The sequence below is a fragment of the Sporosarcina sp. P20a genome, assembly GCF_002743175.1.
Classification (GTDB): Bacteria; Bacillota; Bacilli; order Bacillales_A; family Planococcaceae; genus Sporosarcina.
The window spans coordinates 47,728-72,497 of sequence record NZ_PDYT01000007.1 but is presented as its reverse complement, the minus strand read 5'-3'; the positions used below and the strand labels follow the sequence as shown (position 1 = coordinate 72,497).

Sequence of the window (24,770 nt, the reverse complement as noted above, 5' to 3'; positions counted from 1 at the left end):
GCTATCTCAAACTAAAGAAAAGTATACAGCAAACAGAGGTAAATTTACAGTGAATCACCTTTTTTTATAGTGAAACGAAAGTAATTTCCGTCCAAGTCCTTCCGAAAGCGTCGAGGGGTTAACCCCGTATACTTTTTAAAGACACGTGTGAAATAACTTTGGTTACAGAAATGAAACTTCTCTGCAATATCTACTATCTTTAGATTAGTAAAACGTAAATAAAATTGTATATCTTCTATTTTGCGGATTGTAATATACTCTACTAACGTAACTGTTGTATGTTCTCGGAATATGCGAGAAAGATGACTAGTACTTACATTGAAATGTTTGGCGATTTCTTCAACGATTAATTGCTTTTCAACGTTTTCATTTATGTACTGAACCACTTCATTGACCGTTTCATGTGTTAGGGAAGGTTTTAGTTTTCCTTTGAGGATATAGCAGTAGAACTCGACTAATTCGTCTCCAATTTCGACTAAGTTTTCTCTATGCAAATTGGTTTCGATCATTTCAATACAAGCGACATTAAATATAAAGGAATTTTCATCATTGAAAATAGATTCTTTCTGTAATCGTCTGGTGATGACGGAAGAGAGGATCACGAAATAATATTTGATGACTCCAAATGAATGTTTCGATTTATACCCATCCAAAATCTCCTCAATTTCCTTAAGCGTGGAGCGCGCACCATCTTTTTCTAGATTAAAAATTTGTGTAAGTAATTTATTTTCAAGATAAAAAAACAACTCTGCTTGCTCTCTATTTCCCTCTTTCTCAATAATACTGATCAAATCTATAGTAGAAGCTTCTGTACTCTTGCCAGTCATGAGTTTCACCCCACTCATTCTATATATATGACTATGCAAGACATATATCTATATGTACATTATTTTACCTTATTCCCCAAGATTATCTACCCCTTTTGTATTTAACGCTATATAAATACTAAAAGCGCCCCTTAAAAGGGAGCGCTTTTAGTATTTACCTATGATTGATTTTAGTTGGAATTACTATCTTTTTCTGCTTCCTTAGTTGATTCATCCTTGTTATAAAGCGGCTTATTATCGCTTGTGTCTTCATTTTTCTTATAAAGACCATCTTTTTTCGAAGCCTTTTTATCTGGATCCTGTACTTCTTGGTTGTAATAATGAACACTTGTCTGTGCTCCCTCGGATACCATGTTGTTATCTCCTAAGTCTGTTGGGTCTGAATGTCCTACCTTTTCAGTTGCTTGGTCAACCAACTTATTGTTATTGACAAATGTGTCTACCTTTTCCTTCAACACTCCTACTGTCTCCATTGCCTTATCACGATTTTCTTTTTTACTAAAGAAAGCGTAAGCTCCTGCTGCAAGTGTTGCAAATAATAACCCATTTGATTTTTTAGCCATATTTACCATCCTCCGTCGTAATCTAATTGTAGTGAATTTCTATCTACTGCTTAATATACCCTGCAGTCTTACTTTCAAACGTTTACAGTTCGGTTAGTTACTTAATAATTGTGAATTTAGGATGTAAATGTCTTTTTATCGTCTATTTCATACTTCACGTATCATTTATAGTTTTATAAGTTACACAAGCAGTAGTTCTCGTTTTCATCGTACAGTAGTTTTGCAGAGCCTAATTTGTTATACTATATAGAAAGAGAACTAGAGGTGAGATCACTATGATTCGTAAAATGACAGTAGAGGATATTCAAGATGTTCAAAAGATTGCCCATACGTCTTGGCAACATACATTTCAACCACATATACCTGAAGAAGTGATCGAAGAATATATTGAGCGTACGTATTCCGATTTAATGTTGAAGAAGCAATTGGAAAAGACGATGGTATTGCTCGCGATAGATGAGCAAGGGAATTCCATCGGGTATTTAAGCTATACACCGATTGATGTGGATGGTGAGAGTGAATTGACAGCTCTTCACATGCTTCCCGAGTATTTAAATAGTGGATATGAGGAAGCATTGTTAAAAGAGGCACTAGGGACGTTGCAGGAAGCAGTAAATGTTGATGTGTATGTCGATCAGAATGATATGGTTCTTCAAGATTTTTATGCAAAACAAGGATTTAATTTTATTGAGTCGTTCGCTGAGCTATTTGAAGGTATTTCCGTGAATACACTTCATTATTCATTGCCTATCACGCAACCTGCACATACCTAATAGAGGTGTAAATCAGTTAATAGAATGGCGCCGGTTGATCCACATTGCAGACCCACGCTTTCCGGTGGGGCAGGCCGTCGTTCATTTATGATAAACCAACGTATTCTCTTATAATCAAAGTGTCTATCAGACCTAATAATAAATACCCTTTTCTTAAAGAAAAGGGTATTTATGTGTCTATAACCATTTAGTTCATCCAGTTAGTTTCCGTGGAGACGTATTCATCAGGTGAAGGTCCTGGTGCCATTGATGGCTTCTTTGTAAAACAAAGAATGGCCGCAATGTAAAGTAGGATGGATGGTAAGGATAGGAATCCACCTAACAGACCTGCAATAATGAATAATATACCGGCTGTTTTAGCACTCTTATTGTTCCAGACTTTTACTAGACCGATAATGTTCAATATCAAGCCTATGAATGCTACAACTACTAAAACCCATATGATAGTAGAAAAAGAGCCCATAAACGACATCAACATATCCACTTCTTCAGTGTTTAATACGCCCTCACTCACAATGCCTTTACGGAACTCATCCATGAATGTTGGATCAGTGCTTGCCATATTCCAAATGAATGCTACTAGGGCAGTACCTAAAACACTCAGTGTCAATAAAACAGCTGATATGATACCGAGTACGCGCTCTGCTGTACGATTAATCATTCCACATCATCCTCTTCTTCTAATTTGTTTCTCTATTACCTATACGCAAGGAAATGAGAAAAGTTTCAAAAATGATGTGGAACATCTAGAACGTACCGTTCCATCATACAACTTATGCTTTTACATCGTTATAATCATCACTTCGTTCGAACGCATTCACTACATATGAACAGACTGCTTTCATCTTCAATCCTTTTTCACGTGCATTGTCAGCTGCTTGGTCAAGTAATTTTTTTGCGACTCCTTGGCCACGCAACGAATCATCTGTATAAGTATGTGTCATCGTCATGACTCCATTTTCTTCAGTCCACTCGATTTCTGCTTTTACATCGCCTGCTACTTTATATTGATACGCATATTTCGTTCCGCCTAAAACCACAAGCTCAAAATCCATTCCCTCGCGCTGCTCAGCATCCTTTTTTTCACTCATGCATATCTCTCCTTTGTAGTTATACTTCTACCCTATAACGTACCACAGTGACAACTTAACTAAACAAAGATTTAAGAGAATCCGCCATGTTTCTGAAAAACTCTTTTACCTTTTCCCAGAAACTCGGATCTATATCGCCTAATTTATCTTTAATTTTCGATGCCATATCGGACAGCTGTTCATTAAGCTTCGAGAAATCGATATCCAGTTTCGAAATCCGATCCATTAGGTCAATTAATAATTGACGATCTGCTTCGCTTAACTCTATATTGAATTTCTGCAATTGATCTTGGACGATCTGCTCTACGTCTTCCTTTGTCGCAGGCTTTTGTTCAGAGATTTGTTTTTTGATTTCTGTCAGCAACTTAGCTACTTCGTCTTGATCGACGCCCGCTTTTTCTGAAAGCTTCGTTGCCAGACTCAATTCATCATTAGCTACATCCGTACGTTCAGTATCGAGAACCTCACCTGACACTTCATACGCTTTGTAGATTCCAACAAGAGCCGAGTGACCCGTCACCTTTTTGGGTGAGGCAACCTCTACAACAGCATCTTCAATACCTGCTGTCAACATAGCAGTAGCGTACATGTCCGCCGTTACTTGTGTGATATTATCCGGAGTCACAATGTTAATAACGAGGCCTTCGCCTTCTTCTTGTCTGGTAATTTTAGCGGATGAATACATTCGGGCATTTCGATCACCGCCAGGAATATATCTGATTAAATCATTACCGTCCACTGATAATTCTTCCACTTCAGCTTCGTTGGCAACTGATAGACTTTCTTTCACACTCGCTTTTTCACTATCCGATAAATTTGAACCATATACTACAATTGGAACTCCGAGCTTTTCATTAATGACTTCATCTGCTGATACTGCAGCTGGCGCTATGATCGCTACCATCATCATGAAAGCCAATAGAGTGGCTAATCCTTTTTTCATACAGTCAATCCTCCTTGTTCTATATGTATAGATACGTTGAGGTCCAGGAAAAAGTTGCGTTTATTATAATATTAGTGTTGTCCAACCATCTTGTTGTGTAATTCTACGTTCTCTCATCAACGTGCCGAGTGCCCGTTTGAAGGCTCCCTTACTCATCTGAAACATCTCATCAATTTCTTCAGGAGTGGATTTATCGGTAAATGGCATTTTACCACCAGACTGTTGCAAATACGCTAAAATTTGTTCACCATCTGTTTGTAAACGGTCTTGCTTTCTTGGCAATAAAGAACCGTTCATCGTACCGTCTTCATGAACTTCAATAATACGAACATCCACTTCTTCACCTAATCTTGGCTCTGCTTTACGCTCTGTTTCATGAACGAAGATACGTTGGATGTCTTCTGTCAATAAGAATGTGCCGATTGGTAGCAAGCGGTACGCTCTTGCTTTGACATTCTGATTGTACATATCTGTTTCCGCCATTGTATAGTGCTCCTGGATTCTTTCTTCCGTCACTAAACGTCCGAACAAGTTGCCTCCTGGGTCTGAACGAAGTGTCATATACAGTTCATCACCTGGTTGTGGCCACAGTTCTTTAATTTGCGGGAAGTCAGCTCGATTGATCAGTACTTCAAAGGATGCACCGATATCTACATAAGCCCCTTCACTTCTTTCCAAACGAATGACTTTTGCCCACCCGAATGTATGAACGGTAACTGAAGGTATTTGCGCAGTGCCTGTCAGTTCGCCCCTTCTATTGATGTAAAGAAAAACTTCGATTGTTGATTGTTCTTGAGCATCCGGTGCTTCGGAAACGTTCATATAGATTTCTTCTCCGGCAGCGTCTAATACAAAGCGTGACCCGTCTTTGCGAAGAATTTTAAGTGTTGCTAGTGTACCTGGTTGTAGTAATGTCATATAAGATAATCCTCTCTAGAGTGCTTTACTTTTTAATTTTTTTATGAATTCAGGATCAGACTCGAGCGTCTCCACCAGATCGGTAATGCGATCCATCGCATTCCAACTTAGGTGATGTTCAATCCCTTCTACGTCTCCGTAGATGTTTTTTTCTTCCACACCAATAATACGCAGGAATTGTTCTAGTAATTCATGGCGATGCACAAGTTTTTTACCAAAGCGCAAACCGCGGTCCGTCAATGCCAACCCCCGGTAGCGCTCATAGTGCACATAGCCTTCACGATCTAAGCGTTGGGCCATTTTGGTTACAGATGAAGGTAGCACAGAAAGCGCCTCTGCCACGTCGGACACGCGCGCTTCACCTCTTGCCTCTAATTGTAAATAAATTTGTTCAATATAATCTTCCATACTCGGTGTAGCCAAACTATCGCCTCCTCATTTGACTGTCAACATATACAAATTACGATCTTAAAAGTTTAAGATTTGAAAGGGTGGGTAAAATACTTACATAGCAAATAACAATGAAAAGGAGTTGATTCACTATGGGTCGTATATTATGGCTTGTTATTGTAGTTCTAATAGCATTATGGGTAATTGGTTTAGTAGCAAATATTGGCGGTGGATTAATCCACACACTTTTAGTAATTGCCGGCATTATCTTTGTCATTCAATTAATAACTGGAAGACGTTCGATATAGTGAAAACTAGTTTATAGTGCTCCTTCTGTGATCAGGTAACTATCGCATACACACATGTGTTGCGTAAGCCTTGCCCATTCGCAGAAGGAGCATTTTTACGTAAAATTCCTTCTAGTTCAAAACTCGTTCGCTTTGCAACTGCACGACCTTTACTATGATTCTCATCGCAAACAAATTCTATTCGCGCTGCCGATAGATCTGTAATCGCAAACTCCACAAGCTCTTTGATCGCTTCTGTCATATAGCCTTCGCCTTCAAACTTCGTATCCAGCCAATACTCCACTTCAAATTTACGAATGCTCCAATCGATGCGATAGAAACCGGCACAACCAATGAATTCACCCGTTTCTTTCAAAAAGAGATGAAAGTTCAAAGACTTTCTACCGATGAATTCTGAAACGGATTGACGAACATATTCTTCAGTCGATTCAATCGTCATTTCCTTCTGTGCCCATCCAGTCCACTTTCGCAACGCAGGAGTTGAATTCGATACCGCACCCCAAACATCCATCACATCGTTTAATTCAGGTGCTCGAATATGTAACCGTTCAGATTGCAGCCGCTGTTTGAAACCGGGTATGCTCTTTACATAACGTTCCCGGTCTTCCCAACGCACAGGCGTTGTCGTACCGGCCTCATAATCTTCTCTCGTCATACCGTACGTTACTGCATCATAATACGTATTTTCTTTCGGAAGGAACCAGGCTTGGCGCAAATGCGCTTCCTTTACAAAGCCAGCCCGCTCGAACGCTTTACGCATAGCTGCATTATCGTGGCGCGTATGTCCTTCTATACGAATCTTATGCTCCGGTAATTCAAACACGTATTGTGTAAGTTTTTTTAGCGCCCGCGAACCATAGCCATAACCCCTAAAGTGATCAGCAATTCGCAAGTCGAATAGTGGGACATCCTCTTGTAAGTCATAGACTTTTACGATTCCCACTTTTTCATTTTCATTATTCTCAATCCAGAATGTCTTTACGTCATCAGATGCATAGCCGCCTTCTTCGATCGACTTTTCAAGCAACTCGCGGCCAGGCTGACTACTATCATGGTAAGGCCATGAGTTTGTTGTCATAAACTGAATCAGCAAATCTTGTTCTTCTATCGTCCATTCTTGTAAGCGCATTAAAATTCCTCCATCATGCCTGCCTGTATGCAAGCGCCTCACCTGACATTACATCGTTTGCTGTGCTTCAATTGCATGTTCGTATGCAATTTTCACTAAGTCCGCAACATGTTCGTCTGCTAAAGAATAGTATACCATTTTTCCACGTCTTTCTGATTTGGCTAATGAATGATCCCGTAAATAACGTAAATGATGGGAAGCGGTAGCGGATGAAGATTGGATTACTGCCGCTACATCACAGACGCACATTTCTGCTTCCAATGTCAGTGAATACGCAATTCGTAAACGTGTCTCATCAGCCAATGCTTTGAATATTTGTACCATCTCCGTTACATCAGGAAGCTCTTTACGTATTTTGCGAACTACATCTTCGTGCACAACTGTTACTTCACAAGCATCTTGATTTACCACTTTTTCACCTCATTCATTCGAATATAGATTATGGCAATTATATAGATAAGATGTTGGAAAATCAATTGACTCTTATGTTCATTTGAATCAACTATCGCTACATTTTATCTGTTTTTTGCCCATGGATTTTTTCATATAATTCATCTTCGGTAGAAATATCCGCTAGCTTAACATTCGATCGGTAAGCAGCACGGATAATTACATGCCCAGCCACCGGTGCTGTCAAAAAAACAAAGCCAATACCAAGAAGCAACCGTACACTGATAAAATTTTCGGAGAATAGAAAAAAGACGAACGCGCCGGATAATGTCAATAACACTGCCAATGTCGAACTTTTCGTCGCAGCATGTGATCGAGTATAGACATCCGGTAAGCGGATCAATCCAAAGACACTTAACATACTGGCAACTGCACCTGTCAAAATCAACAAAGCCCCTATAAATTCACCGATCTCGCTTGCGTTCAACTATTTTCCCCCTCTCAATAAACTTGGAAAATGCGATCGTCCCGATAAATGAAAGAATACCGAGGATCAAGATTGCTTCCAAAAATGCTTTTGTATTTAAAATCACTGACACGACGGCAATCGTTGCAATCAAATTCACTCCGATTACATCAAGTGCTACCACGCGATCTGGCAGAGAAGGACCTAGGATAATCCGGATGACTGCCACCAAAATAGTCAGCGCGAATAGTATGACCGATATCGTCAGCATACCTGCTATCATCGTGTCACCTCCATAATCGCTTTCTCGAAATTCTTCAGTTGCTTAATCAATCCATCCCGCGACTCTTCAACGTCCATTGCATGAATATATAACTCATTGCCCTCAGCAGATACTTCCATCACGACCGAGCCCGGTGTTAAAGTAAGCAACATGGACAGCATAGTCACTTCTACATCACTCGTTAAAATAGTTTTGTATTTAAAGATACCTGGTTTAATACGTAGTGTAGGCCGCACGATTTGGGAGATGACCACAATACTCGACTGCGTCAGTTCCCTGATAAAGATTAACAAGAGCTTGCAGGCAGCATATACTCTGCGTAAATAGAAATGCGTATCGAAAAAACGACTCATGACAAAAATAATGCCGAGTCCGACTAAAAAACCCATGAAAAATGTCGTGAATCTCAGTTCATCTTCATCCATCAGCGTCATCCATAAAAATGCGATGAATAAATTCAGCAGAAGCTGTAACGGCATGTCGTCTCCCCCTCCCTACTCTAAATCGTCACCCATCACGGCGCGTATATACTCTTCGGGATTAGCTAATGTATTGGCTGCATCCTGAATATAAGGCGACAGCAGTTCTGCACCTATACCTAAGCCAACTACGAGTACCGCAAGTAATACGAGCGGCAAACCAATTTTCTTTTGAAATGGCTTTTGATCATCTTCACTAATTATCGTTTCTCCCCAAAAACTATTAAGGAAAATACGAAGGAGTGAATACAATACACCAATACTCGATAAAAACGACACCGCGAGCAACACGTAAGATCCTGTTTCAATTGCACCTAATCCTATATACACTTTTCCAATAAATCCGCTGAATGGCGGAATTCCGGCAATCGCAAGCATCGTCAAGAAAAATAACCAACCGACGAGCGGATAGTTACGAATTAGACCACTGATTTCATTAAACTTCGAACGTCCCGTCAAATATACGACAGTACCTGCCAATAGAAACAGCAATGCTTTACTAATCATGTCATGAACCAAATAATAGCTCGCACCTTGGAATGCAGTATTCGTAGCAATTGCCAAACCTGTCAACACAAAGCCAACAGAAATAATGACATTATACGAGACAATCTGACGAATATCTGAATATGCAATCGCCCCAAGAGACCCCGCAACCATTGTGACTATGGCTAGCACGCCAATGATTTTATAAATGATTGGATCATGTATAAATATTAATGTAAACATACGATACAGCGCATAAATACCTACCTTCGTCAGTAGCGCACCAAACAGTGCCGCGACCGCAGTAGGGGGTGCCGAATAAGAACCTGGCAACCAGAAATAAAGTAGCAAGCCCGCTTTCAAACTAAAGACAATCATGAAAATAATTGCGATTAGCGTCAGAAGCGGTCCTTGTCCCGTTTCTGCTACACGCACAGCGATATGGGCCATGTTTAACGTACCTAGTACACCGTAAATATACGCGATACCTAATAAGAAGAACCAGGAAGCCAGCACATTGATCAATACATACGTAATACCTTCCTTTAACTGTGTTTTGCGTCCTCCAAGAGTCAGCAACACATAGGAAGCCAGTAACATCACTTCAAAACAAACAAATAGATTAAATAAATCTCCAGTCAGAAACGAGCCGTTAACTCCTGCCATTAAAAACAGGAAGAATGGATAGAAGAACATCGTCTCTGTCTCAAACCCTGTCGTAGCGAATGCATACAGTAAAATAATACTAGAAACGATGCACGCAACTAGCACTAGTAGCATCGCAAATGAATCGCCCACAAATAAGATTCCGTGCGGTGGTAACCAATCTCCAAAATCCAAACGCATGATGCCATTTAGATGAATGTGCTGGAGACAATAGGCAGCCACAGCAGCAGAAGCAATCGTCGTCAGCACACTAAGTACACGTTGCACACGAATATACGGACGTAAAAACACTAAAATAACACCCATTAAAATAGGCAAGATCATAGGCAATACTAATAAATTATTCATCTTGTCGCCCTCGCAATCCAGGTCCACGGCCAGACTCTTGATACACACGGTAAGATAATACGAGTAAAAATGCCGTCACCGCGAAGCTGATGACAATCGCCGTTAGAATCAGCGCTTGCGGCAGGGCGTCTGTATATTCCGCAGCTGTCTCTGTAAGCAAGGGCACATCACCCTTTTTTAATCCACCCATCGTCAATAATAATAAATGAATAGCGTGCGATAAAATGGCTGTCCCTAAAATAATTCGCAACATTTCTTTTGATAAGAGCAAATAAACGCCTACTGCCACTAGCACACCAACCAGAAGGGTAATTAATGTCTCCATTACTCCACATCCTCACTGATTCCCAAAATAATCGTCACGACGACACCGAGGACAGTCAGTGCGACTCCTGCTTCGAAAATCGTCATTGTTCCAAGTTCCGTCTCACCAAAAACCGGTAAATCCACAAGCCATGTCGTCTGTGACAGGAAGGACTCACCAAACAAAATTGATAACATTCCTGTACCTACAGCCAGCAACACACCAAGTGCCGCCACTCGCTTAAAATCAAATGGCGTTCCCCGGTGAACAGTTTCTATGTCATAAACTAAATACAATAATACAAACGCAGAAGAGAGCACAAGGCCGCCAATGAAGCCGCCACCGGGATTATTATGCCCCGATATAAATAGCTCCACACCAAACGTCAAGATGATGAAAAACACAATCTTCGTCACTGTCTGTAAGATCACATCATTTTTCTTCAGTGTGATCCACTCCCTTCTTGCGACGCAGCTTAACTAATGAATAGACGCCAAGGCCTGCGATGAACAATACCAATACTTCAAGCATCGTATCGAATGCACGGAAATCACCTAGTATCGTATTTACTACATTCAAACCGCCTGCAAGTCGAGACGCTGTTTCATAATAGATAGAAATCGACGGATACATAGAATGGCCTTGCACGAGCAAAGCGATAACGGTAACAGCAACCCCGGACGCAACTGCTATCAACCCATTACGTACTCGCATGGAAATCGATTTGTGTTCGTTTTTCCACTCCGGTAAATAATAGAAGCACAGTAAGAACAACACCGTTGTAACCGTCTCAACAATTATTTGCGTTAACGCGAGATCCGGCGCACGGAATACGACAAATAGAATGGCGATTGAATAGCCCAGCACACCGTTAAGAATAATGGCAGTAATCCTCGACTTAGCAAATAAAATCGCTACACTTGAACACATCATAACGAAAATAATAATACCTTCATTAATCTCAATCACGGCATCATTCGAGAAGTCGAAAATAAATTGCTGGAAACCTAGCAATCCTATTCCAACAAGCGCAATGAAAAACAGCATGATATACGCGACGTAATCACGTACCGAACCCGTCATATATGTTTTCGTCACAACAGAAGCTACTCGTTCAATCCGTTGTAATGTAGCGTTATATAAACGATCAAGCGTCCATTGTAAAAACCCTAAACGGTAAATCCCTTTCCAGTAACGCAATAAACCATACAATAAGATTCCCAAGATAATCACACCGATCGTCATGAAGATCGGCATCTCCCAGCCATGCCACACTTGTATTTCTGGTACTAGACCAGGCATCCCTTCAAATTGCGGATATACCGCATTCATTGCTGGACCCAAAATATACGTACCTAGCAGATTCGGGAAGATGAAAATAAGTACGACTAGACTGCCAAGTACCATAGGTGATATCAACATTTGAATCGGTGCTTCATGTGCAGGTCGTTGTCCAGGGGCCGGTGCATGTACTTTGCCGAAAAACGTCTGAAATACTATGATCATACAATAAATGAATGTGAATATACTGCCGATCCACGCAACGATTGGAAACAATACGACCAGCGAATCCATTGATAATAGATTGGCTTCTTTTAATGACAGCATCGCTTCAAAAAATAATTCCTTACTTAAGAAGCCATTGAATGGTGGTAGTCCTGCCATAGAGAAACTGCCAATGAGTGCAATGGTAAATGTGATGGGCATGATCGTTGCCAAGCCACCGAGTCGTTTAATATTACGCGTGCCCAGCTCATGATCTAAAATACCGACGACCATAAATAAGGAACCTTTAAAGGTCGAATGGTTAATCATATGAAATAATGCAGCGAATGTAGCGGCGGTGAATAACGCGATGTGCGCACTTTCAGAAGAAGCGAATGCTAATGAACCAATACCGAGCAAACTCATGATCATACCTAACTGACTCACGGTGGAGAACGCGAGCAACGCCTTCAGATCCGTTTGCTTCACCGCGTTGACAGACCCCCACAACATCGTCAATAACCCTACGCAAGACACGACATAAAACCATGTCGTATCACCTGCGAAAATCGGTGTAAATCGTGCTACTAAATAAATACCCGCTTTTACCATCGTGGCGGAGTGTAAGTAGGCACTAACAGGTGTAGGAGCCTCCATCGCGTCAGGTAGCCAAATATGGAAAGGAAACTGCGCAGATTTGGTGAATGCACCAATCAAAACAAGCAACATCGCGGGGATGAACAGTGAATCTGCTGCAATCACTTCCCGCATAGAAATAAGTTCCTGTAAGTTAAACGTTCCCGTAATTGCGTAAAGCATTAAAAATCCAACTAACATGAAAATACCGCCTGTGACGGTGATCAACATCGATTTCTTCGCTCCGTATCGTGACTGTTTTCGGTGATACCAGAAAGCAATTAGTAGGAAGGAAGAAATACTCGTTAATTCCCAGAACACATACAGAACAATCAGGTTATCGGATAATACAACACCTAGCATAGCCCCCATGAACAACAGTAAATATGTATAAAAGCGACCAATTGCTTCCCGTTCAGAAAGATAGTAGATTGAATATAATACAACCAAACTACCGATTCCTGTAATTAGCAACGCAAAAATCATACTCAGTCCGTCCAAATGCGTGGAAAAATAGACATCTGCAGAAGGTATCCAAGGGAACGTATATAAATAAGACGCCCCATCTGAAAGCGAAGGAACTAGACGAATCAATAAAATAAACAAGAACAACGGAATGGTGATTACAAACCAGCCGATCCGTCTTCCAGTCAAAATTTTGTGTATAAAAGGTACCAAACATGCTGCGATAAAAGGTATGAATATTGCCAGTAAGACGGTGATCAACCTAACACCTCCCGAAATTAATCAATTATACGTGTCGATAGAATACTCAGAGACTCTTGACTGAACACTGTACGTTATGCATAATGGGACTCTAAGCAAAGAGAACAATCTCTACTCGAAAGTATACACTACTTTATCGAAAACCGCATAAAAAGCGCGGTCAGCATACTGTAAGGCCAAGTTCGTAATCCTATATGCAGGATGAGGTTCTCTGGCGGAATTGCAGCGGAAAGCATTCCCCTAAAGTGTGAACCGGTTACAATGAATTTATAGAATTCGAAGAGGTGATGAGTCATTATGGGCAAAATGAAAAGCCGTATGGACGAGGGAATTCTCGTTTGTGTGTATTACGGTCCAAATGGTGAACGTCTCATTAATAGAGGATATAAAATTGCAACAATCATGGACTGTCCGCTTTATATCCTGACAGTCGATCCTGCACCGCTCGATGACTTTGATGTAGAGAAGTCGGAGTATGTAGACCGTTGGAAAGAGATCGCGGAAGAGTTGGATGTCGAAGCATTCATTATCCGCGACGATGAGAAGCGTCCAGCTGCAAAAGTCATCAAAGAAGTAGCTCACCAGTATGGCATTACACAGATCATCATCGGACAGACCGCGCAAAGTCGCTGGGAGGAAATCACAAAAGGTTCTTTCATGAACGTCTTGTTGAGAGAGATTCCTTTTGTTGATTTTCATGTAGTATCGGTTGATCGTGCGATAAAGAGTGAGACAGAAGGATCGTTTGAAAAAGGTGTACGCGCGTATTTGATCCCTGACGGCGACGGCTTCCGGATCAACTTCACGCTTTCGAAGCATTCGCAGTATGAAGGAATCTTCTTTAAAGAAGTTGGGACCGATTTCAACAACGGGGTCTTTAAGTTCATGCAAAATAGCAAGATATGCCAGGTGCAAATAGAGGATGACCAAGTACTCGACCCGAGCAAAGTCCAGTGCAAGATACAAAATTAACATCACAAGAGATGCCCCGGAATGGGCATCTCTTTTTTGCATAGATTTCAGTTCAAGACCTAAGAACATATACAGTTAGAGTGGAGTACGATGGGGTTGGCACGTAGGTGGAGCGACTCCCCCACCCCGTCAACCCATCCCCCTGCCAGAATTTCTCCACAACTTTTTACATTAAAAAGAGCTGTCCCGAGAGGTCATTATAATAATGACTTCACAGACAACTCCTGTTACTTCTGTTATTCAGAAAGTTCTTCCCCTACAATTTTCACTTCCATCTCCAGATCAACGCCGAAATTCTTCTTCACTTCCGCTTTGACCATATCAATCGTCTGAATATAATCTGCCGCCGTGGCATTATTTTTATTGACGATGAACCCCGCATGTTTAGTAGACACTTCTGCTCCACCAAATCCTTTTCCTTGCAAGCCACTGTCCTGAATCAATTTTCCTGCGAAATAGCCTGGTGGACGTTTGAACACACTTCCTGCAGATGGATATTCAAGTGGCTGTTTAGATTCACGTTGGAATGTTAAATCAGCAACCGCCGCATCGATATCACACTGTTCACCTTCAGAGAGCCAGAACTCTGCTGATAGCACATAATAACCTTCTGTAGTAATAATACTTTTACGATATCCTAGTTCCAATTCTTCTTTGGAGAGCTCGAAAATTTTTCCTGTTTCATCCATTACAGTTGCGTGATGAATAATATCTTTGATTTCTCCACCGTACGCTCCTGCGTTCATAGCCATTGCGCCACCAATTGAACCTGGTATTCCGCACGCAAACTCTAGACCGGTTAAACAAGCTGTCGCTGCTTCTCTCGATGCATCAATAATATTCGCACCAGCTTCCGCTATCATTCTATTACCATCAATCTTGATATCATTGAGGTTTGCCATATACATTACAATGCCACGAACGCCACCATCACGAACGACCATATTCGAACCGTTCCCGAGCAATAAAATTGGAATTTCATGATTATACGCATAGCTAACAACCGATTGCACTTCTTCTATAGTGCCAGGCGCCGCGACGACATCCGCTTTACCGCCAAGACGTGTTTTCGTATATTTGTTTAGTGGCTCATCAAGTAATAACCAACCGCTTTTTATATTCTTTTGAAGATCTTCAAACCATCGATGTTTTGACATCTACATCAAGTCCTTTCAGTATACGTGTCTCCAGTTTTACGGAAACAATCTTATCCATCTATTAGTATGCTTGCAAACGGTCCTTTTGACAAGGTTTTTCATTTTGACTTTTGGCGTTTTTTCAATTACAGTTTAGCTACTTAAATATCCACAAGGAGGAGTGAAAGTGAATACATGGAAGGTAGATCCTATCGCGTCCACTGTCGGCTTTTCCGTCCCACACATGATGGTAACAACTGTCACAGGAACGTTTGAAGAGTTTTCAGGAGAATTACAAGGTAACATAGCGGATCTAACGAAAACGAAGATTAGTTTTCGAGTAATCGTTTCTTCCATCCAGACGAAGAATAGAGACCGTGATCTACATCTATGCTCCGGAGACTTTTTTGATGCTGAAATTTTTCCCGAAATGACATTCACTTCCCGAGCAATATACAACGATACAGACGGTATATATCAAATGTCAGGAGACTTGACTATTAAAAACACGACCAAAAGAGCCATTTTCTACATCACCCCTCAAGAAGTTACCGTATTCGGCGCTACTTATCTTGTCGAGGGTAAAATCAAACGAAAAAATTTCGGATTAATGTGGAATCGTGCAATTGAAGCTGGCGGGGTTATGGTTGGGGATATAATTGATATCAATATGTCGGTTGTAATTTGTAAGGACGCAAGATAACGGAAAGCACCTTTAATTGACGTTCCAGTGGGTCCCATTCCACTTACAAAACTAACGTACTGTTGCGGAACAGAAAAGAGATCCATTATAAATAGGACTGAAGACAAAACTCCACTCCATTCTTCAGAGTTTTCTTCAGTCCTTTAAAACAGTTTACCTATTGAGCTTATTATTTTTTAGATATCACATGCCCCATCATCACATAGCCCGCCTTCATCTGTACCGAGTACTTGCAACTTAGGTTTCGCCATTCCCTCTTCCTCAGCAATCTTTTCAAGCGCTTCAACAAATGCTTCTGTAGGTTGCGCTCCACTTATAGCATATTTACGATTAATTACGAAGAACGGTACACCTTGGACACCAATTTCTTGCGCTTCTTTGATATCGTTTTTCACTTCATCCTCGAAATCATTACTATGAAGCATCTCTCTGGTTTTATTTGCATCTAATCCAACTTCTGTTGCGATCGCTACGAGTACTTCCTCCGTATCGATACGCTCTCCTTCCACGAAGTAGCCATGCAGAAGACGCTCCGTTACTTCCTTCGCTACATTGTGCTTCTCTGCGAATTTCGCTAGACGATGTGCATCAAGCGTATTAGACGTTTTCATTTTATCCACTTGATAGTGAAGATCAACCGTTTTTGCTTGCTCCTCTATATTCGTCATCATGTTTTCAGCTTGTTGCTTGCTGATATTATATTTACCGGCTAACCCTTCCACTACTGATTGGTCTGAAGCTACTGGTGTATTCGGATCTAGCTGATACGCCTTGAATACAACCTCTGATTTTTCCTCCAAGCCTAATTGTTTCAAGGCATGCTCCAAACGTCTTTTTCCAATATAGCAAAACGGACAAACATAATCCGACCATACTTCAATTTTCATTTTTTTGCCCCACCTTTCTATTCTCTATTTTAGATTCAAGTAAAGTTGGCAACAATGTTAATGCTTGGGTTATGTAATTTTACAGAATGAGGTGTCGAAATGAATGAATCGTTATGGCTTGCCACCGCTTATCCAAAGTCCGCGTATCCAACAGTTGATGATGATGTAACTTGTGATGTGTTAATCATCGGAGGCGGATTGAGCGGCATAGCAAATGCTTATTTTTTATCTAAACAAGGAAAGGACGTTGTGTTGCTTGAGAAAAACAGTTTATTGCATGGAGCAACGGGAAATTCTACGGGTAAATTAACCGCCCAACATGACTTGGTATACGCTGACATGATTGAACAGTTTGGTGTGGAGAGCGCAAAACAATATTTCAATACAAATGAACAAGCCGTTGATTTCGCGCGATCCATTGCGGAGGCGGACCAACTGCAAACTGCACACTCTGCTTTATATTCCCAAACGGCTGAAGGTACGGAACGATTATTGGCAGAGAAAAAGGCATATGAAGCGATTGGGATTCCATTTACACTTGCAGGCAATGCATCCTATTTACCATTTGAAACAGCTCACACTTTACTAATTGAGGACGAAGCTCAAATACATCCAGTGCGTTTTGGACAACGATTAGCACAGCTCGCTGTGAAACAAGGTGCACGTATATTTGAACATGCACAAGTAGCTGCTCTGGATACGGATCGTCATTTTGTCAAACTGTCTTCATCTAAAGTAGTCAGTTATCGACAACTAGTTATCTGCTCACATTATCCAATTGAGGCCCTAGAAGGCATGCAAATTCTTAAACTGGACGTCGAGCGCTCCTATATTGCTGCGGCAAAAACGGAGACTCCGTTTGATCATCAATATATCTCGGTAGATGAGCCGAAACGTTCGATACGGACAGCGACAATCGATGACCAGTCTTACTTGTTGCTATGCGCTCAATCTCATCCTGCTGGCTCGGAAAAAGAAACACAACTACATTACGACAGCTTGACAGAGGATATAAAAACGACATTGGGGCATCCTGAAGTTGTCTACAAATGGTCAGCTCAGGATCCGTCCACACCTGATTTAGTGCCTTATGCAGGAGCTATTTCAAACTCTTCGCCAGACGTCTATATTAGTACCGGCTATCGAAAATGGGGATTATCTAATTCCTTAGCTTGCGCGGAAATTATCTCGGATGCGATTGTAGGTCGATCGAATGCCGCAAGCGAGTTATTCTCTCCTGGTAGAACCGATTTCGGCTCTTTATCTAGTCGCGCTTTACTATTAGCAGGACGTACCGTAAAGGAATTTGCCGGAGGACATATCGCACGGACCGACTCGCCGATCTGTACGCATATGGGATGTCGTACCCGTTGGAATAAAGGAGACCAAACGTGGGACTGTCCATGTCACGGATCACGTTTTCGTGCGGATGGAACCGTCTTGGAAGGTCCCGCCACACAACCTCTAGATTTAGGATAAAAAACTGTCACAGAAGATCGGGCTACCGATTTCCGTGACAGTCTAGTATTTATGAAAGTGCTTCAGTCAATACAGGTACAATTTGCTTCTTACGTGAAACGATACCTTTTAACAAAGCCGAATTATTATTGAACGCTACATTAAATGCAGATCCTGCACGTTCAGCTTCTTTTCCTAGCGCAATGATTACGGAATCGCTATTGATGATATCCGTCACAACAAATAGGAATAAATCTAGCCCTTTTTGTTCAATTACTTCATTTAATTCCGCTTCCAGTTCATCTTGTCGACCAAGGATATCTTGTAAGTCTACTGCATTTACTTGTGCAATTTCCATTTTCACATCGCCAAAAATAAATTCTTTCGAATCCAGATTAGCTAAATCCTTTACAGGTACAGAGCTTAAGTCTGCTCCAGCTTTCAACATGTCCAAACCGTAAACAGCGGCATCTACTTCTGCAATTGCAGCAAGTTCTTCAGCTGCTGTCTTGTCCTGATCTGTAAATGTTGGAGATTTGAATAATAATGAATCCGATACAATTGCAGAAAGCATTAAGCCCGCAATGTTCTTCGGAATTTCAACGCCATGCTCTTTGAATAATTTGTTCAAAATCGTCGCCGTACAGCCTACTGGCTCCGCACGATAATACAATGGATCGTTTGTCTGGAAGTTCGCGATACGGTGATGATCAATCACTTCCAACACTTGTACATCATCCAAGTCATCCACACTTTGTTGTTTCTCATTATGATCGACTAAGATGACTTGAGATGTTTCAGGTGCCGCTTTTTCAATTAAGCGTGGTGCTTCAAAACCGAAAGTTTCAAGCGCATACGCTGTTTCTTTTGAAATATTACCTAGACGAACAGCTTCTGCGTCCACTCCGATTTGTTGTTTAAGATAAGCATAAGTAATTGCAGATGCAATGGAATCTGTATCCGGGTTTTTATGCCCAATGACTAACACTTTTGACATTTTTAATTCCTCCTATTTCACTATGTTTACTAACTATATTCTACCACACTATTCAGGATTGACTAGTGGGAAATAGTAAAGATTGTATTACTTCCTTATTATGAAGGAAATCTGCAATTGTGTAACGGTCTAGCACTTCAAAGTAAGCTTGAAGCGCTTCGTATAATACACCTCTTAGTTGGCAGGCTTGAGACAACACACACATATTTTTACTCGGATCAAAACATTCGACTAAGTGAAAATCGTCTTCTGTTTTTCGAACTAGTTCGCCTACATTGATGCTATTTGGATCTACACTGAGACGGATTCCACCACCACGACCACGAGTGGTTACAATCAGGTCCAGTTTTCCTAACTCATGGACTATTTTGGTGAGGTGATTTTTCGAGATTTGATAAGCATCCGAGATTTCTTGAACTGTAGATAGTTCATCCGATTGCTTAGAAGCTAAATAAATCAGAACACGCAGCGAATAATCTGTATACATCGTTAAACGCATAATATCACCACTTTCTACTCTCACCTCATTATAGCATTTTCATTCGAAAAATCATTAATTGACACCGCGCGTTCCACATATAAGCCTGACTACTTTTTGAATAGAATGTGACAACATTCACACTTTATTTTTAAACATGTATTTTAAATATAGCTTTTAAATATTAAATGATTTATGATAGAGATATCAAATACGGAGAGGTTGTGTATTAACAATGTTAGATCAAAAAACTATCGACGTTATCAAATCCACAGTACCAGTACTAGAGGAACACGGAACAGCTATTACTACAGCATTTTACAAAAATATGTTCGTGGCTCATCCGGAATTACTAGATATATTCAACCACGCTAATCAATCTCAAGGACGTCAGCAGACAGCTCTTGCAAACACTGTGTACGCAGCAGCGCAACATATCGATAACCTAGAAGCCATTTTACCGGTTGTTGTACAAATCGCGCACAAGCACGTATCTCTTGGAATCTTGCCTGAACATTATCCAATTGTCGGAGAGTATCTGTTAAAAGCTATCAAAGAAGTACTTGGCGATGCAGCGACTCCTGAAATTATGGATGCATGGGAAGCCGCTTACGGTGTAATCGCCGGTGCATTCATCGGCGTAGAAAAAGATATGTATGAGAATACAGAAAAAGCTGACGGCGGATGGGCATTATTTAAAGACTTCGAAATCGTCGACAAAGTAGAAGAAAGTGATGTCATTACTTCATTTTACTTAAAGCCTGTTGATGGCAAAAAATTACCATACTATTTACCAGGACAATACATTACAATCCGCATGGAAATCCCAGGCGCGAAAAATATTGTTAATCGTCAATATAGTTTGTCTCAAAAATCAAACGATGAGACATTCCGTATCTCGGTTAAACGCGAAGATACATTATCACCAAACGGCGTAGTATCTTGCTACTTGCATGAAAATGCAAGCGTTGGCGACATTATCGAAGTCAGTGCACCAGCAGGTGATTTCTTCTTGGATCCTACAGGTACAGCACCAGTTACATTAATCAGCGGCGGTGTAGGTATTACACCTATGAAAGCTATGTATTCAACGATTGCAGACTTGTCTCCTGAACGTGAAGTAGCATTCTTGCATTCTGCACGTACACGCAGCCAACAAGCATTTGCGAATAAACTAGAGCAATTAAATGCAAAATTGCCAAACTCTACGTACAAGGCTCTTTATTCAGAAGAGGGAGACGGCATGTTCACTCGTGAGTTCCTTGAAGAAAACGTCATTGCGGGCAGTGATGTCTATGTATGTGGACCAACTGGCTTCATGGAGTTCGTACTGCAACAACTTACTGCTATGGGTGTACCTGAAGATAAACTTCACTTTGAGTTCTTCGGCCCGGCTGTAGCACTTCAATTACAATCTGTTTAAGCATAAACAACCCCCGCGAATGTGTGAATCATTCACGGGGGTATTTTTATACTCTCTTTGGCATACGAATCGAAGCCCTAATGAGTGCAATTACTAAAAACAGACCTAAATAGCCGACAACCGGATACAGTGTATTGACCAATTTTGTGAATCCAAAAAAGCTCAATGCATAGCCTATTACTAGTGAAAATGCTAAGAATAACTTAAACTTCATCGTTCCACTTTGGATGAAGCGAGCACCAAACGCATAGAACATACTAACTGCTGTATTGAAGATCATGCCGTATAAAATAATAGCCATGAAGATCGCAAAAACCGGTGAAATATTATTGATAATCGCAAGCATCGGTAAATCTGCTCCTGCTACGTTTTCCACTTGTGAAAAAATAGCCAAGTGACTTAACAGAATTAAAATACCTAACCCAAGACCCCCTACAAATCCACCCCGTGCTGCAATCTTTTCATCCTTTTCCGCCCCGCCCATGACAATGGCCATTGAAGCACCTACTGCAATATTGAATGACACATAGTTAATTGCGGATATGAACCAGTTAGGCAATGTCGTTGGCACTGCTTTTGCAACAGGATCAAGAACAGCGAATGTTGTATCCATCGTGACGATACTGTAAACAGATACGGCAACTACTGTAATAATTAAAAACGGTGTCACACTCCCGATTATAGCAACCACTTTATCTACATTTAATAATATCGTGAAAAACACCAAAATTATCATGAGCAAACTACCTACAAACGTTGGCAAGCCAAATTGCTGATGTAAGTTGGCACCGGCACCCGCCAGCATCACTACACCCACACCAAATAGGGTAAAGATGATAATACCATCCACAATTACACCTAAATAGCGGCCACTAATTTTATAAATTACTTCTTTATGTGAAGGAGTTCGCATTCGACTTCCAAGACGTGTTAATGTCATGCCTAAGTACGCGAACAGCGCCGTACAAATCACTGCGCCAATCATGCCTAAGTAACCGAAACTCGTAAAATACGTCATGATTTCATTACCGGAAGCAAATCCCGCCCCTACGATAATCCCAATAAAAGCACTGCCCATTCTCAATATTTTCTTCATAATTTCCCCTATTCTTCTCTATAACCACACAAATTCGAGATGTTCATTAATCTATTTTCTGTATTTTGAGACGAACGGGTTGTCTTTTTCATAGAAACGCCAAGGATAATGCACAGCTTCACCAGTGTTGCCAATCCCTACCCGCGGACCCGCTTCTATTTCAGCCTGTGGAAAGCCTTCTGCTATATAGAGAGGCCTCTGTGTCCAATGATGGCCATAGTATGACATCGTCACGCCGAGAGCCTTGGAGAGCTTACCGGGGCCATTTGTAAGATCCGTTTCTTTCTTAATGTGTATGCCGCGGCGTTGTTGCATATGACTTACTCCTTCTATTGGTTCACCCGCCCGTAGTAACACAGCATGCGGTGTCCCCTCTTGTGCACAGACAACATTCATTAGTGTGTGGGTATGCATCTGATATGTATAGACAGAACCAGGCCTACCAAACATCACTTCTGTACGCTTCGTTCTACGATTCCCATAACTATGCGCAGCACGGTCTTCAGCTCCGTGGTACGCTTCTGTTTCCACAATTCTCACTACTGATAATCCTTCGGGTTGCTCATGGACAATATATTGACCGACTAAATTACGAGCAAGCCCGAGCACTGGTACATTAAAGAAAGATGAATCAATCGGTTCATACATATTATCTTCTCCCTTCAGTTTTCATGCCAATCCTTGTCCTTCCGCGAATTCACGGTAAAGATCATGTGTTTTCAATAGTTCGGCGTGATTTCCCCTACCGGTAATCTGACCATTCTCCAAAAACAGTAATTGATCTGCATGCAAAACAGTTGCCAATCGGTGTGCAATTATAAGTGTAGTTCTGCCTTGCATCAAGTGGCGTAATGCTTCTTGTACATGTATTTCCGAACCGCTATCTAAATTCGATGTAGCTTCATCTAACAATAAAATCTCAGGGTTATGCAATAAGGCACGCGCGATCGCAATACGTTGGCGCTGGCCACCTGACAACTTCATACCGCGCTCTCCTACCATCGTATCAAATTGATCCGGCATATCTTTGATGAATGTATACGCATTGGCTGCTCTTGCCGCTTCAATGATCTGTTCAAGGGGTGGTCTCTTTTCCAAACCGTACGCAATATTATCTACTATGGTTCCGCTCAATAACGGGCTTTCCTGCGATACGTAACCTATACGTTGGCGCCAATCAGATAACGGAATCATTTGGATTGGATCTGCTCCAAGCCGTATTTCCCCCGAAGTCGGTTGATAAAATCTTTCCATCAAAGAAAAGATTGTGGTCTTCCCTCCACCGCTTGGCCCGACGAATGCCGTTACAGTTCCTTTCTCTGCAATGAATGAAATTCCGTTCACTACTCCTTTTCCCTCTTCATATGAAAAATGAACATTTGAAAATGCAATGGCACCTTCCGTCTCCGATGAACGTTCACTGTCAGAGGGCTCAGAATTCATTCGCAGAATCCCTTGAATTCTCTCTGTCGCACCTACTGCTTTTTGGAATGAAGTGAAAAATTGAGCCATTTGTGCGAACGGCACGATAATCTGAAATAGCAAGAAAATAATTGCAACTAACGTTCCTGCAGATAATTCTCCTTTTGCAACTTGAGCTCCTCCATATCCGAGAATCACTACTAGGATACCCATCATCGTCAACATCATGATAGGTGAAATAACCGCCTGAATTTTCGCTTCTTTCAGCCCATATCGAAATAGCGATTGAATGGCAACTTTGCCTTTCTCTCCTTCAGTAGGTTCTGCGCGGTATGCTTTCACTAAACGGATATCTCCAAGCACACGGCCAAGATGCCCCGAAAATTTTGCCATCTCAGCCTGTGTCGCTTTTGCCACTTTGTGCATTAGGCGCCCAAGCGGATACAAGATCGCCATACTTACAGGCACACTGATCAACATGATAATCGTCATCTTCCAATCAAGTACCAATAAAATAATGATCGCCCCAATAATCGAAATCATCCCCGAGATGAACGATACTAGATGCTCTGAAACAAGTGATTTTAATACGGTCGTATCTTGCGTAATCCGACTCATCGTTTCACCAGTTTCATTTCGATCAAAATATGGAACTGGTAAGCGCAGTACTTTTTGCCATAATTGATTACGCAAATCCGCAACTACCGTTTCACCGATAAAGGCCAGCATATAGTAGGAGAAGCCTCCGGCGATTGCTTGTACCACAAATAAAACGAGCAGAAAAACGCCCGTTTTCCAGTTCAATAATTCACTTGTAAACGAGTCCACTAAATCTTTAGTAATCAGCGGCACAGCTAGTCCTGCAGCTGTTTCAACAAGCGATAACAAGAGGGCAAAGATTGTTACAGCTACCGGCCAATGCAATGTCTTGACCAGACTCATAAAGTTTTTAACGGACCCTTTAGGTTTTACTTGAGCATTCATGAT

General features: G+C 41.2%; 29 protein-coding genes. 6 read left to right on the top strand and 23 right to left on the bottom strand.

Going from position 1 to position 24,770, the window contains the following annotated elements:
* Positions 1-44: 44 nt before the first annotated feature.
* Together CSV72_RS08765 and CSV72_RS08760 are read right to left on the bottom strand one after the other, a co-directional pair.
* Positions 45-827, bottom strand: a complete 783-nt coding sequence (locus CSV72_RS08765; protein WP_158232183.1) for a helix-turn-helix transcriptional regulator — start codon at positions 825-827, stop codon at positions 45-47.
* Positions 828-997: 170 nt separating this feature from the next.
* On the bottom strand, positions 998-1,390 hold the full coding sequence (locus tag CSV72_RS08760) for a hypothetical protein (protein WP_233191190.1): 393 nt from the start codon (positions 1,388-1,390) through the stop codon (positions 998-1,000).
* A 275-nt stretch (positions 1,391-1,665) separates the two neighbouring features.
* Here CSV72_RS08760 and CSV72_RS08755 point away from each other — a divergent pair, with 275 nt between their 5' ends.
* Positions 1,666-2,163 carry a GNAT family N-acetyltransferase gene (locus tag CSV72_RS08755; protein WP_099678018.1) on the top strand — a complete coding sequence of 166 codons (498 nt, stop codon included), beginning with the start codon at positions 1,666-1,668 and terminating at the stop codon, positions 2,161-2,163.
* A gap of 187 nt (positions 2,164-2,350) precedes the next feature.
* Here the strand turns inward: CSV72_RS08755 and CSV72_RS08750 are convergent, their stop codons facing one another.
* The 5 genes from CSV72_RS08750 to mntR form a co-directional block, all read right to left on the bottom strand.
* Positions 2,351-2,824: a DUF4064 domain-containing protein gene (locus CSV72_RS08750; protein WP_099678017.1), complete on the bottom strand. Its 474-nt coding sequence runs from the start codon at positions 2,822-2,824 to the stop codon at positions 2,351-2,353.
* Between the two features lie 112 nt (positions 2,825-2,936).
* The gene (locus CSV72_RS08745; protein WP_099633910.1) at positions 2,937-3,218 is read right to left on the bottom strand and encodes a GNAT family N-acetyltransferase; all 282 of its coding nucleotides are present in this window, start codon (positions 3,216-3,218) and stop codon (positions 2,937-2,939) included.
* Positions 3,219-3,309: 91 nt separating this feature from the next.
* Positions 3,310-4,197, bottom strand: coding sequence for a DUF1002 domain-containing protein (locus CSV72_RS08740; protein ID WP_099678016.1), 888 nt, complete (start codon positions 4,195-4,197; stop codon positions 3,310-3,312).
* A gap of 63 nt (positions 4,198-4,260) precedes the next feature.
* Positions 4,261-5,115, bottom strand: a complete 855-nt coding sequence (locus CSV72_RS08735; RefSeq protein WP_099678015.1) for a CvfB family protein — start codon at positions 5,113-5,115, stop codon at positions 4,261-4,263.
* Positions 5,116-5,130: 15 nt separating this feature from the next.
* On the bottom strand, positions 5,131-5,538 hold the full coding sequence (gene mntR / locus CSV72_RS08730; protein WP_099633873.1) for a transcriptional regulator MntR: 408 nt from the start codon (positions 5,536-5,538) through the stop codon (positions 5,131-5,133).
* A 119-nt stretch (positions 5,539-5,657) separates the two neighbouring features.
* Here mntR and CSV72_RS16555 point away from each other — a divergent pair, with 119 nt between their 5' ends.
* Positions 5,658-5,813, top strand: a complete 156-nt coding sequence (locus CSV72_RS16555) for a lmo0937 family membrane protein (protein WP_143560424.1) — start codon at positions 5,658-5,660, stop codon at positions 5,811-5,813.
* Positions 5,814-5,844: 31 nt separating this feature from the next.
* Here CSV72_RS16555 and CSV72_RS08725 read toward each other — a convergent pair whose 3' ends face one another.
* From CSV72_RS08725 to CSV72_RS08685, 9 genes are all read right to left on the bottom strand, one after another.
* A complete protein-coding gene (locus tag CSV72_RS08725; protein WP_099678014.1) occupies positions 5,845-6,942 on the bottom strand; it encodes a GNAT family N-acetyltransferase in 1,098 nt (365 codons plus the stop codon).
* Between the two features lie 48 nt (positions 6,943-6,990).
* Positions 6,991-7,353: an ArsR/SmtB family transcription factor gene (locus CSV72_RS08720; protein ID WP_099633871.1), complete on the bottom strand. Its 363-nt coding sequence runs from the start codon at positions 7,351-7,353 to the stop codon at positions 6,991-6,993.
* Positions 7,354-7,450: 97 nt separating this feature from the next.
* A complete protein-coding gene (gene mnhG / locus CSV72_RS08715) occupies positions 7,451-7,819 on the bottom strand; it encodes a monovalent cation/H(+) antiporter subunit G (RefSeq protein ID WP_099678013.1) in 369 nt (122 codons plus the stop codon).
* Positions 7,797-8,081, bottom strand: coding sequence for a Na(+)/H(+) antiporter subunit F1 (locus tag CSV72_RS08710; protein WP_029054753.1), 285 nt, complete (start codon positions 8,079-8,081; stop codon positions 7,797-7,799). Before CSV72_RS08710 ends, mnhG begins: the two co-directional genes overlap by 23 nt.
* Positions 8,078-8,560, bottom strand: coding sequence for a Na+/H+ antiporter subunit E (locus tag CSV72_RS08705; protein WP_099633869.1), 483 nt, complete (start codon positions 8,558-8,560; stop codon positions 8,078-8,080). The genes CSV72_RS08710 and CSV72_RS08705 overlap by 4 nt, the downstream gene beginning before the upstream one ends.
* Positions 8,561-8,575: 15 nt before the next feature.
* The gene (locus tag CSV72_RS08700) at positions 8,576-10,060 is read right to left on the bottom strand and encodes a Na+/H+ antiporter subunit D (RefSeq protein ID WP_099633868.1); all 1,485 of its coding nucleotides are present in this window, start codon (positions 10,058-10,060) and stop codon (positions 8,576-8,578) included.
* Entirely contained in the window at positions 10,053-10,385 is a 333-nt protein-coding gene (locus CSV72_RS08695; protein WP_099633867.1) for a Na(+)/H(+) antiporter subunit C, read from the bottom strand. The genes CSV72_RS08700 and CSV72_RS08695 overlap by 8 nt, the downstream gene beginning before the upstream one ends.
* Entirely contained in the window at positions 10,385-10,810 is a 426-nt protein-coding gene (locus CSV72_RS08690) for a Na(+)/H(+) antiporter subunit B (RefSeq protein ID WP_029054757.1), read from the bottom strand. Before CSV72_RS08690 ends, CSV72_RS08695 begins: the two co-directional genes overlap by 1 nt.
* Positions 10,797-13,211 (bottom strand): Na+/H+ antiporter subunit A, encoded by a 2,415-nt coding sequence (locus CSV72_RS08685; protein ID WP_199168429.1) that lies wholly within the window; start codon positions 13,209-13,211, stop codon positions 10,797-10,799. The genes CSV72_RS08690 and CSV72_RS08685 overlap by 14 nt, the downstream gene beginning before the upstream one ends.
* Positions 13,212-13,508: 297 nt before the next feature.
* Between CSV72_RS08685 and CSV72_RS08680 the strand changes: the two genes are divergently transcribed.
* Positions 13,509-14,183, top strand: a complete 675-nt coding sequence (locus CSV72_RS08680; RefSeq protein WP_099633865.1) for an adenine nucleotide alpha hydrolase family protein — start codon at positions 13,509-13,511, stop codon at positions 14,181-14,183.
* A 236-nt stretch (positions 14,184-14,419) separates the two neighbouring features.
* Here CSV72_RS08680 and murB read toward each other — a convergent pair whose 3' ends face one another.
* Positions 14,420-15,340 carry a UDP-N-acetylmuramate dehydrogenase gene (gene murB / locus CSV72_RS08675; RefSeq protein WP_099633864.1) on the bottom strand — a complete coding sequence of 307 codons (921 nt, stop codon included), beginning with the start codon at positions 15,338-15,340 and terminating at the stop codon, positions 14,420-14,422.
* Positions 15,341-15,506: 166 nt separating this feature from the next.
* Between murB and CSV72_RS08670 the strand changes: the two genes are divergently transcribed.
* Positions 15,507-16,022, top strand: coding sequence for a YceI family protein (locus CSV72_RS08670; protein ID WP_158232182.1), 516 nt, complete (start codon positions 15,507-15,509; stop codon positions 16,020-16,022).
* Positions 16,023-16,198: 176 nt separating this feature from the next.
* Here the strand turns inward: CSV72_RS08670 and CSV72_RS08665 are convergent, their stop codons facing one another.
* The gene (locus tag CSV72_RS08665; RefSeq protein WP_099678011.1) at positions 16,199-16,909 is read right to left on the bottom strand and encodes a DsbA family oxidoreductase; all 711 of its coding nucleotides are present in this window, start codon (positions 16,907-16,909) and stop codon (positions 16,199-16,201) included.
* Positions 16,910-17,008: 99 nt separating this feature from the next.
* Here CSV72_RS08665 and CSV72_RS08660 point away from each other — a divergent pair, with 99 nt between their 5' ends.
* On the top strand, positions 17,009-18,388 hold the full coding sequence (locus tag CSV72_RS08660) for an FAD-dependent oxidoreductase (protein ID WP_099678010.1): 1,380 nt from the start codon (positions 17,009-17,011) through the stop codon (positions 18,386-18,388).
* Positions 18,389-18,437: 49 nt separating this feature from the next.
* Here CSV72_RS08660 and CSV72_RS08655 read toward each other — a convergent pair whose 3' ends face one another.
* Together CSV72_RS08655 and CSV72_RS08650 are read right to left on the bottom strand one after the other, a co-directional pair.
* A complete protein-coding gene (locus CSV72_RS08655; protein WP_099678009.1) occupies positions 18,438-19,364 on the bottom strand; it encodes a manganese-dependent inorganic pyrophosphatase in 927 nt (308 codons plus the stop codon).
* A gap of 52 nt (positions 19,365-19,416) precedes the next feature.
* A complete protein-coding gene (locus tag CSV72_RS08650; RefSeq protein ID WP_099678008.1) occupies positions 19,417-19,863 on the bottom strand; it encodes an RrF2 family transcriptional regulator in 447 nt (148 codons plus the stop codon).
* A gap of 214 nt (positions 19,864-20,077) precedes the next feature.
* On the opposite strand from CSV72_RS08650, the gene hmpA reads away from it, so the two are divergent.
* Positions 20,078-21,265 (top strand): NO-inducible flavohemoprotein, encoded by a 1,188-nt coding sequence (hmpA, locus tag CSV72_RS08645; RefSeq protein WP_099678007.1) that lies wholly within the window; start codon positions 20,078-20,080, stop codon positions 21,263-21,265.
* 46 nt (positions 21,266-21,311) lie between these two features.
* Here the strand turns inward: hmpA and CSV72_RS08640 are convergent, their stop codons facing one another.
* Genes CSV72_RS08640 through CSV72_RS08630 form a run of 3 tightly spaced genes read right to left on the bottom strand, consistent with a single transcriptional unit; the run spans position 21,312 to position 24,767 of the window.
* Positions 21,312-22,361: a YkvI family membrane protein gene (locus tag CSV72_RS08640; protein ID WP_099678006.1), complete on the bottom strand. Its 1,050-nt coding sequence runs from the start codon at positions 22,359-22,361 to the stop codon at positions 21,312-21,314.
* Between the two features lie 51 nt (positions 22,362-22,412).
* Positions 22,413-23,009: a DNA-3-methyladenine glycosylase gene (locus CSV72_RS08635; RefSeq protein WP_099678005.1), complete on the bottom strand. Its 597-nt coding sequence runs from the start codon at positions 23,007-23,009 to the stop codon at positions 22,413-22,415.
* Between the two features lie 21 nt (positions 23,010-23,030).
* On the bottom strand, positions 23,031-24,767 hold the full coding sequence (locus CSV72_RS08630) for an ABC transporter ATP-binding protein (RefSeq protein WP_099678004.1): 1,737 nt from the start codon (positions 24,765-24,767) through the stop codon (positions 23,031-23,033).
* Between the last annotated feature and the right edge of the window lie 3 nt (positions 24,768-24,770).

Bases quoted from the DNA above. Each gene is read 5' to 3' on its own strand.
- CSV72_RS08710 (WP_029054753.1), bottom strand. From the start codon at position 8,081: ATGATAGCAGGTATGCTGACGATATCGGTCATACTATTCGCGCTGACT.
- CSV72_RS08765 (WP_158232183.1), bottom strand. From the start codon at position 827: ATGACTGGCAAGAGTACAGAAGCTTCTACTATAGATTTGATCAGTATT.
- CSV72_RS08755 (WP_099678018.1), top strand. From the start codon at position 1,666: ATGATTCGTAAAATGACAGTAGAGGATATTCAAGATGTTCAAAAGATT.
- hmpA (WP_099678007.1), top strand. From the start codon at position 20,078: ATGTTAGATCAAAAAACTATCGACGTTATCAAATCCACAGTACCAGTA.
- CSV72_RS08760 (WP_233191190.1), bottom strand. From the start codon at position 1,390: ATGGCTAAAAAATCAAATGGGTTATTATTTGCAACACTTGCAGCAGGA.
- CSV72_RS08695 (WP_099633867.1), bottom strand. From the start codon at position 10,385: ATGGAGACATTAATTACCCTTCTGGTTGGTGTGCTAGTGGCAGTAGGC.
- CSV72_RS08680 (WP_099633865.1), top strand. From the start codon at position 13,509: ATGGGCAAAATGAAAAGCCGTATGGACGAGGGAATTCTCGTTTGTGTG.
- CSV72_RS08735 (WP_099678015.1), bottom strand. From the start codon at position 5,115: ATGACATTACTACAACCAGGTACACTAGCAACACTTAAAATTCTTCGC.
- CSV72_RS08640 (WP_099678006.1), bottom strand. From the start codon at position 22,361: ATGAAGAAAATATTGAGAATGGGCAGTGCTTTTATTGGGATTATCGTA.
- CSV72_RS08630 (WP_099678004.1), bottom strand. From the start codon at position 24,767: ATGAATGCTCAAGTAAAACCTAAAGGGTCCGTTAAAAACTTTATGAGT.
- CSV72_RS08705 (WP_099633869.1), bottom strand. From the start codon at position 8,560: ATGCCGTTACAGCTTCTGCTGAATTTATTCATCGCATTTTTATGGATG.
- CSV72_RS08745 (WP_099633910.1), bottom strand. From the start codon at position 3,218: ATGGATTTTGAGCTTGTGGTTTTAGGCGGAACGAAATATGCGTATCAA.
- CSV72_RS08635 (WP_099678005.1), bottom strand. From the start codon at position 23,009: ATGTATGAACCGATTGATTCATCTTTCTTTAATGTACCAGTGCTCGGG.
- murB (WP_099633864.1), bottom strand. From the start codon at position 15,340: ATGTCAAAACATCGATGGTTTGAAGATCTTCAAAAGAATATAAAAAGC.
- CSV72_RS08750 (WP_099678017.1), bottom strand. From the start codon at position 2,824: ATGATTAATCGTACAGCAGAGCGCGTACTCGGTATCATATCAGCTGTT.
- CSV72_RS08665 (WP_099678011.1), bottom strand. From the start codon at position 16,909: ATGAAAATTGAAGTATGGTCGGATTATGTTTGTCCGTTTTGCTATATT.
- CSV72_RS08655 (WP_099678009.1), bottom strand. From the start codon at position 19,364: ATGTCAAAAGTGTTAGTCATTGGGCATAAAAACCCGGATACAGATTCC.
- CSV72_RS16555 (WP_143560424.1), top strand. From the start codon at position 5,658: ATGGGTCGTATATTATGGCTTGTTATTGTAGTTCTAATAGCATTATGG.
- CSV72_RS08740 (WP_099678016.1), bottom strand. From the start codon at position 4,197: ATGAAAAAAGGATTAGCCACTCTATTGGCTTTCATGATGATGGTAGCG.
- CSV72_RS08660 (WP_099678010.1), top strand. From the start codon at position 17,009: ATGAATGAATCGTTATGGCTTGCCACCGCTTATCCAAAGTCCGCGTAT.
- CSV72_RS08650 (WP_099678008.1), bottom strand. From the start codon at position 19,863: ATGCGTTTAACGATGTATACAGATTATTCGCTGCGTGTTCTGATTTAT.
- CSV72_RS08725 (WP_099678014.1), bottom strand. From the start codon at position 6,942: ATGCGCTTACAAGAATGGACGATAGAAGAACAAGATTTGCTGATTCAG.
- CSV72_RS08700 (WP_099633868.1), bottom strand. From the start codon at position 10,060: ATGAATAATTTATTAGTATTGCCTATGATCTTGCCTATTTTAATGGGT.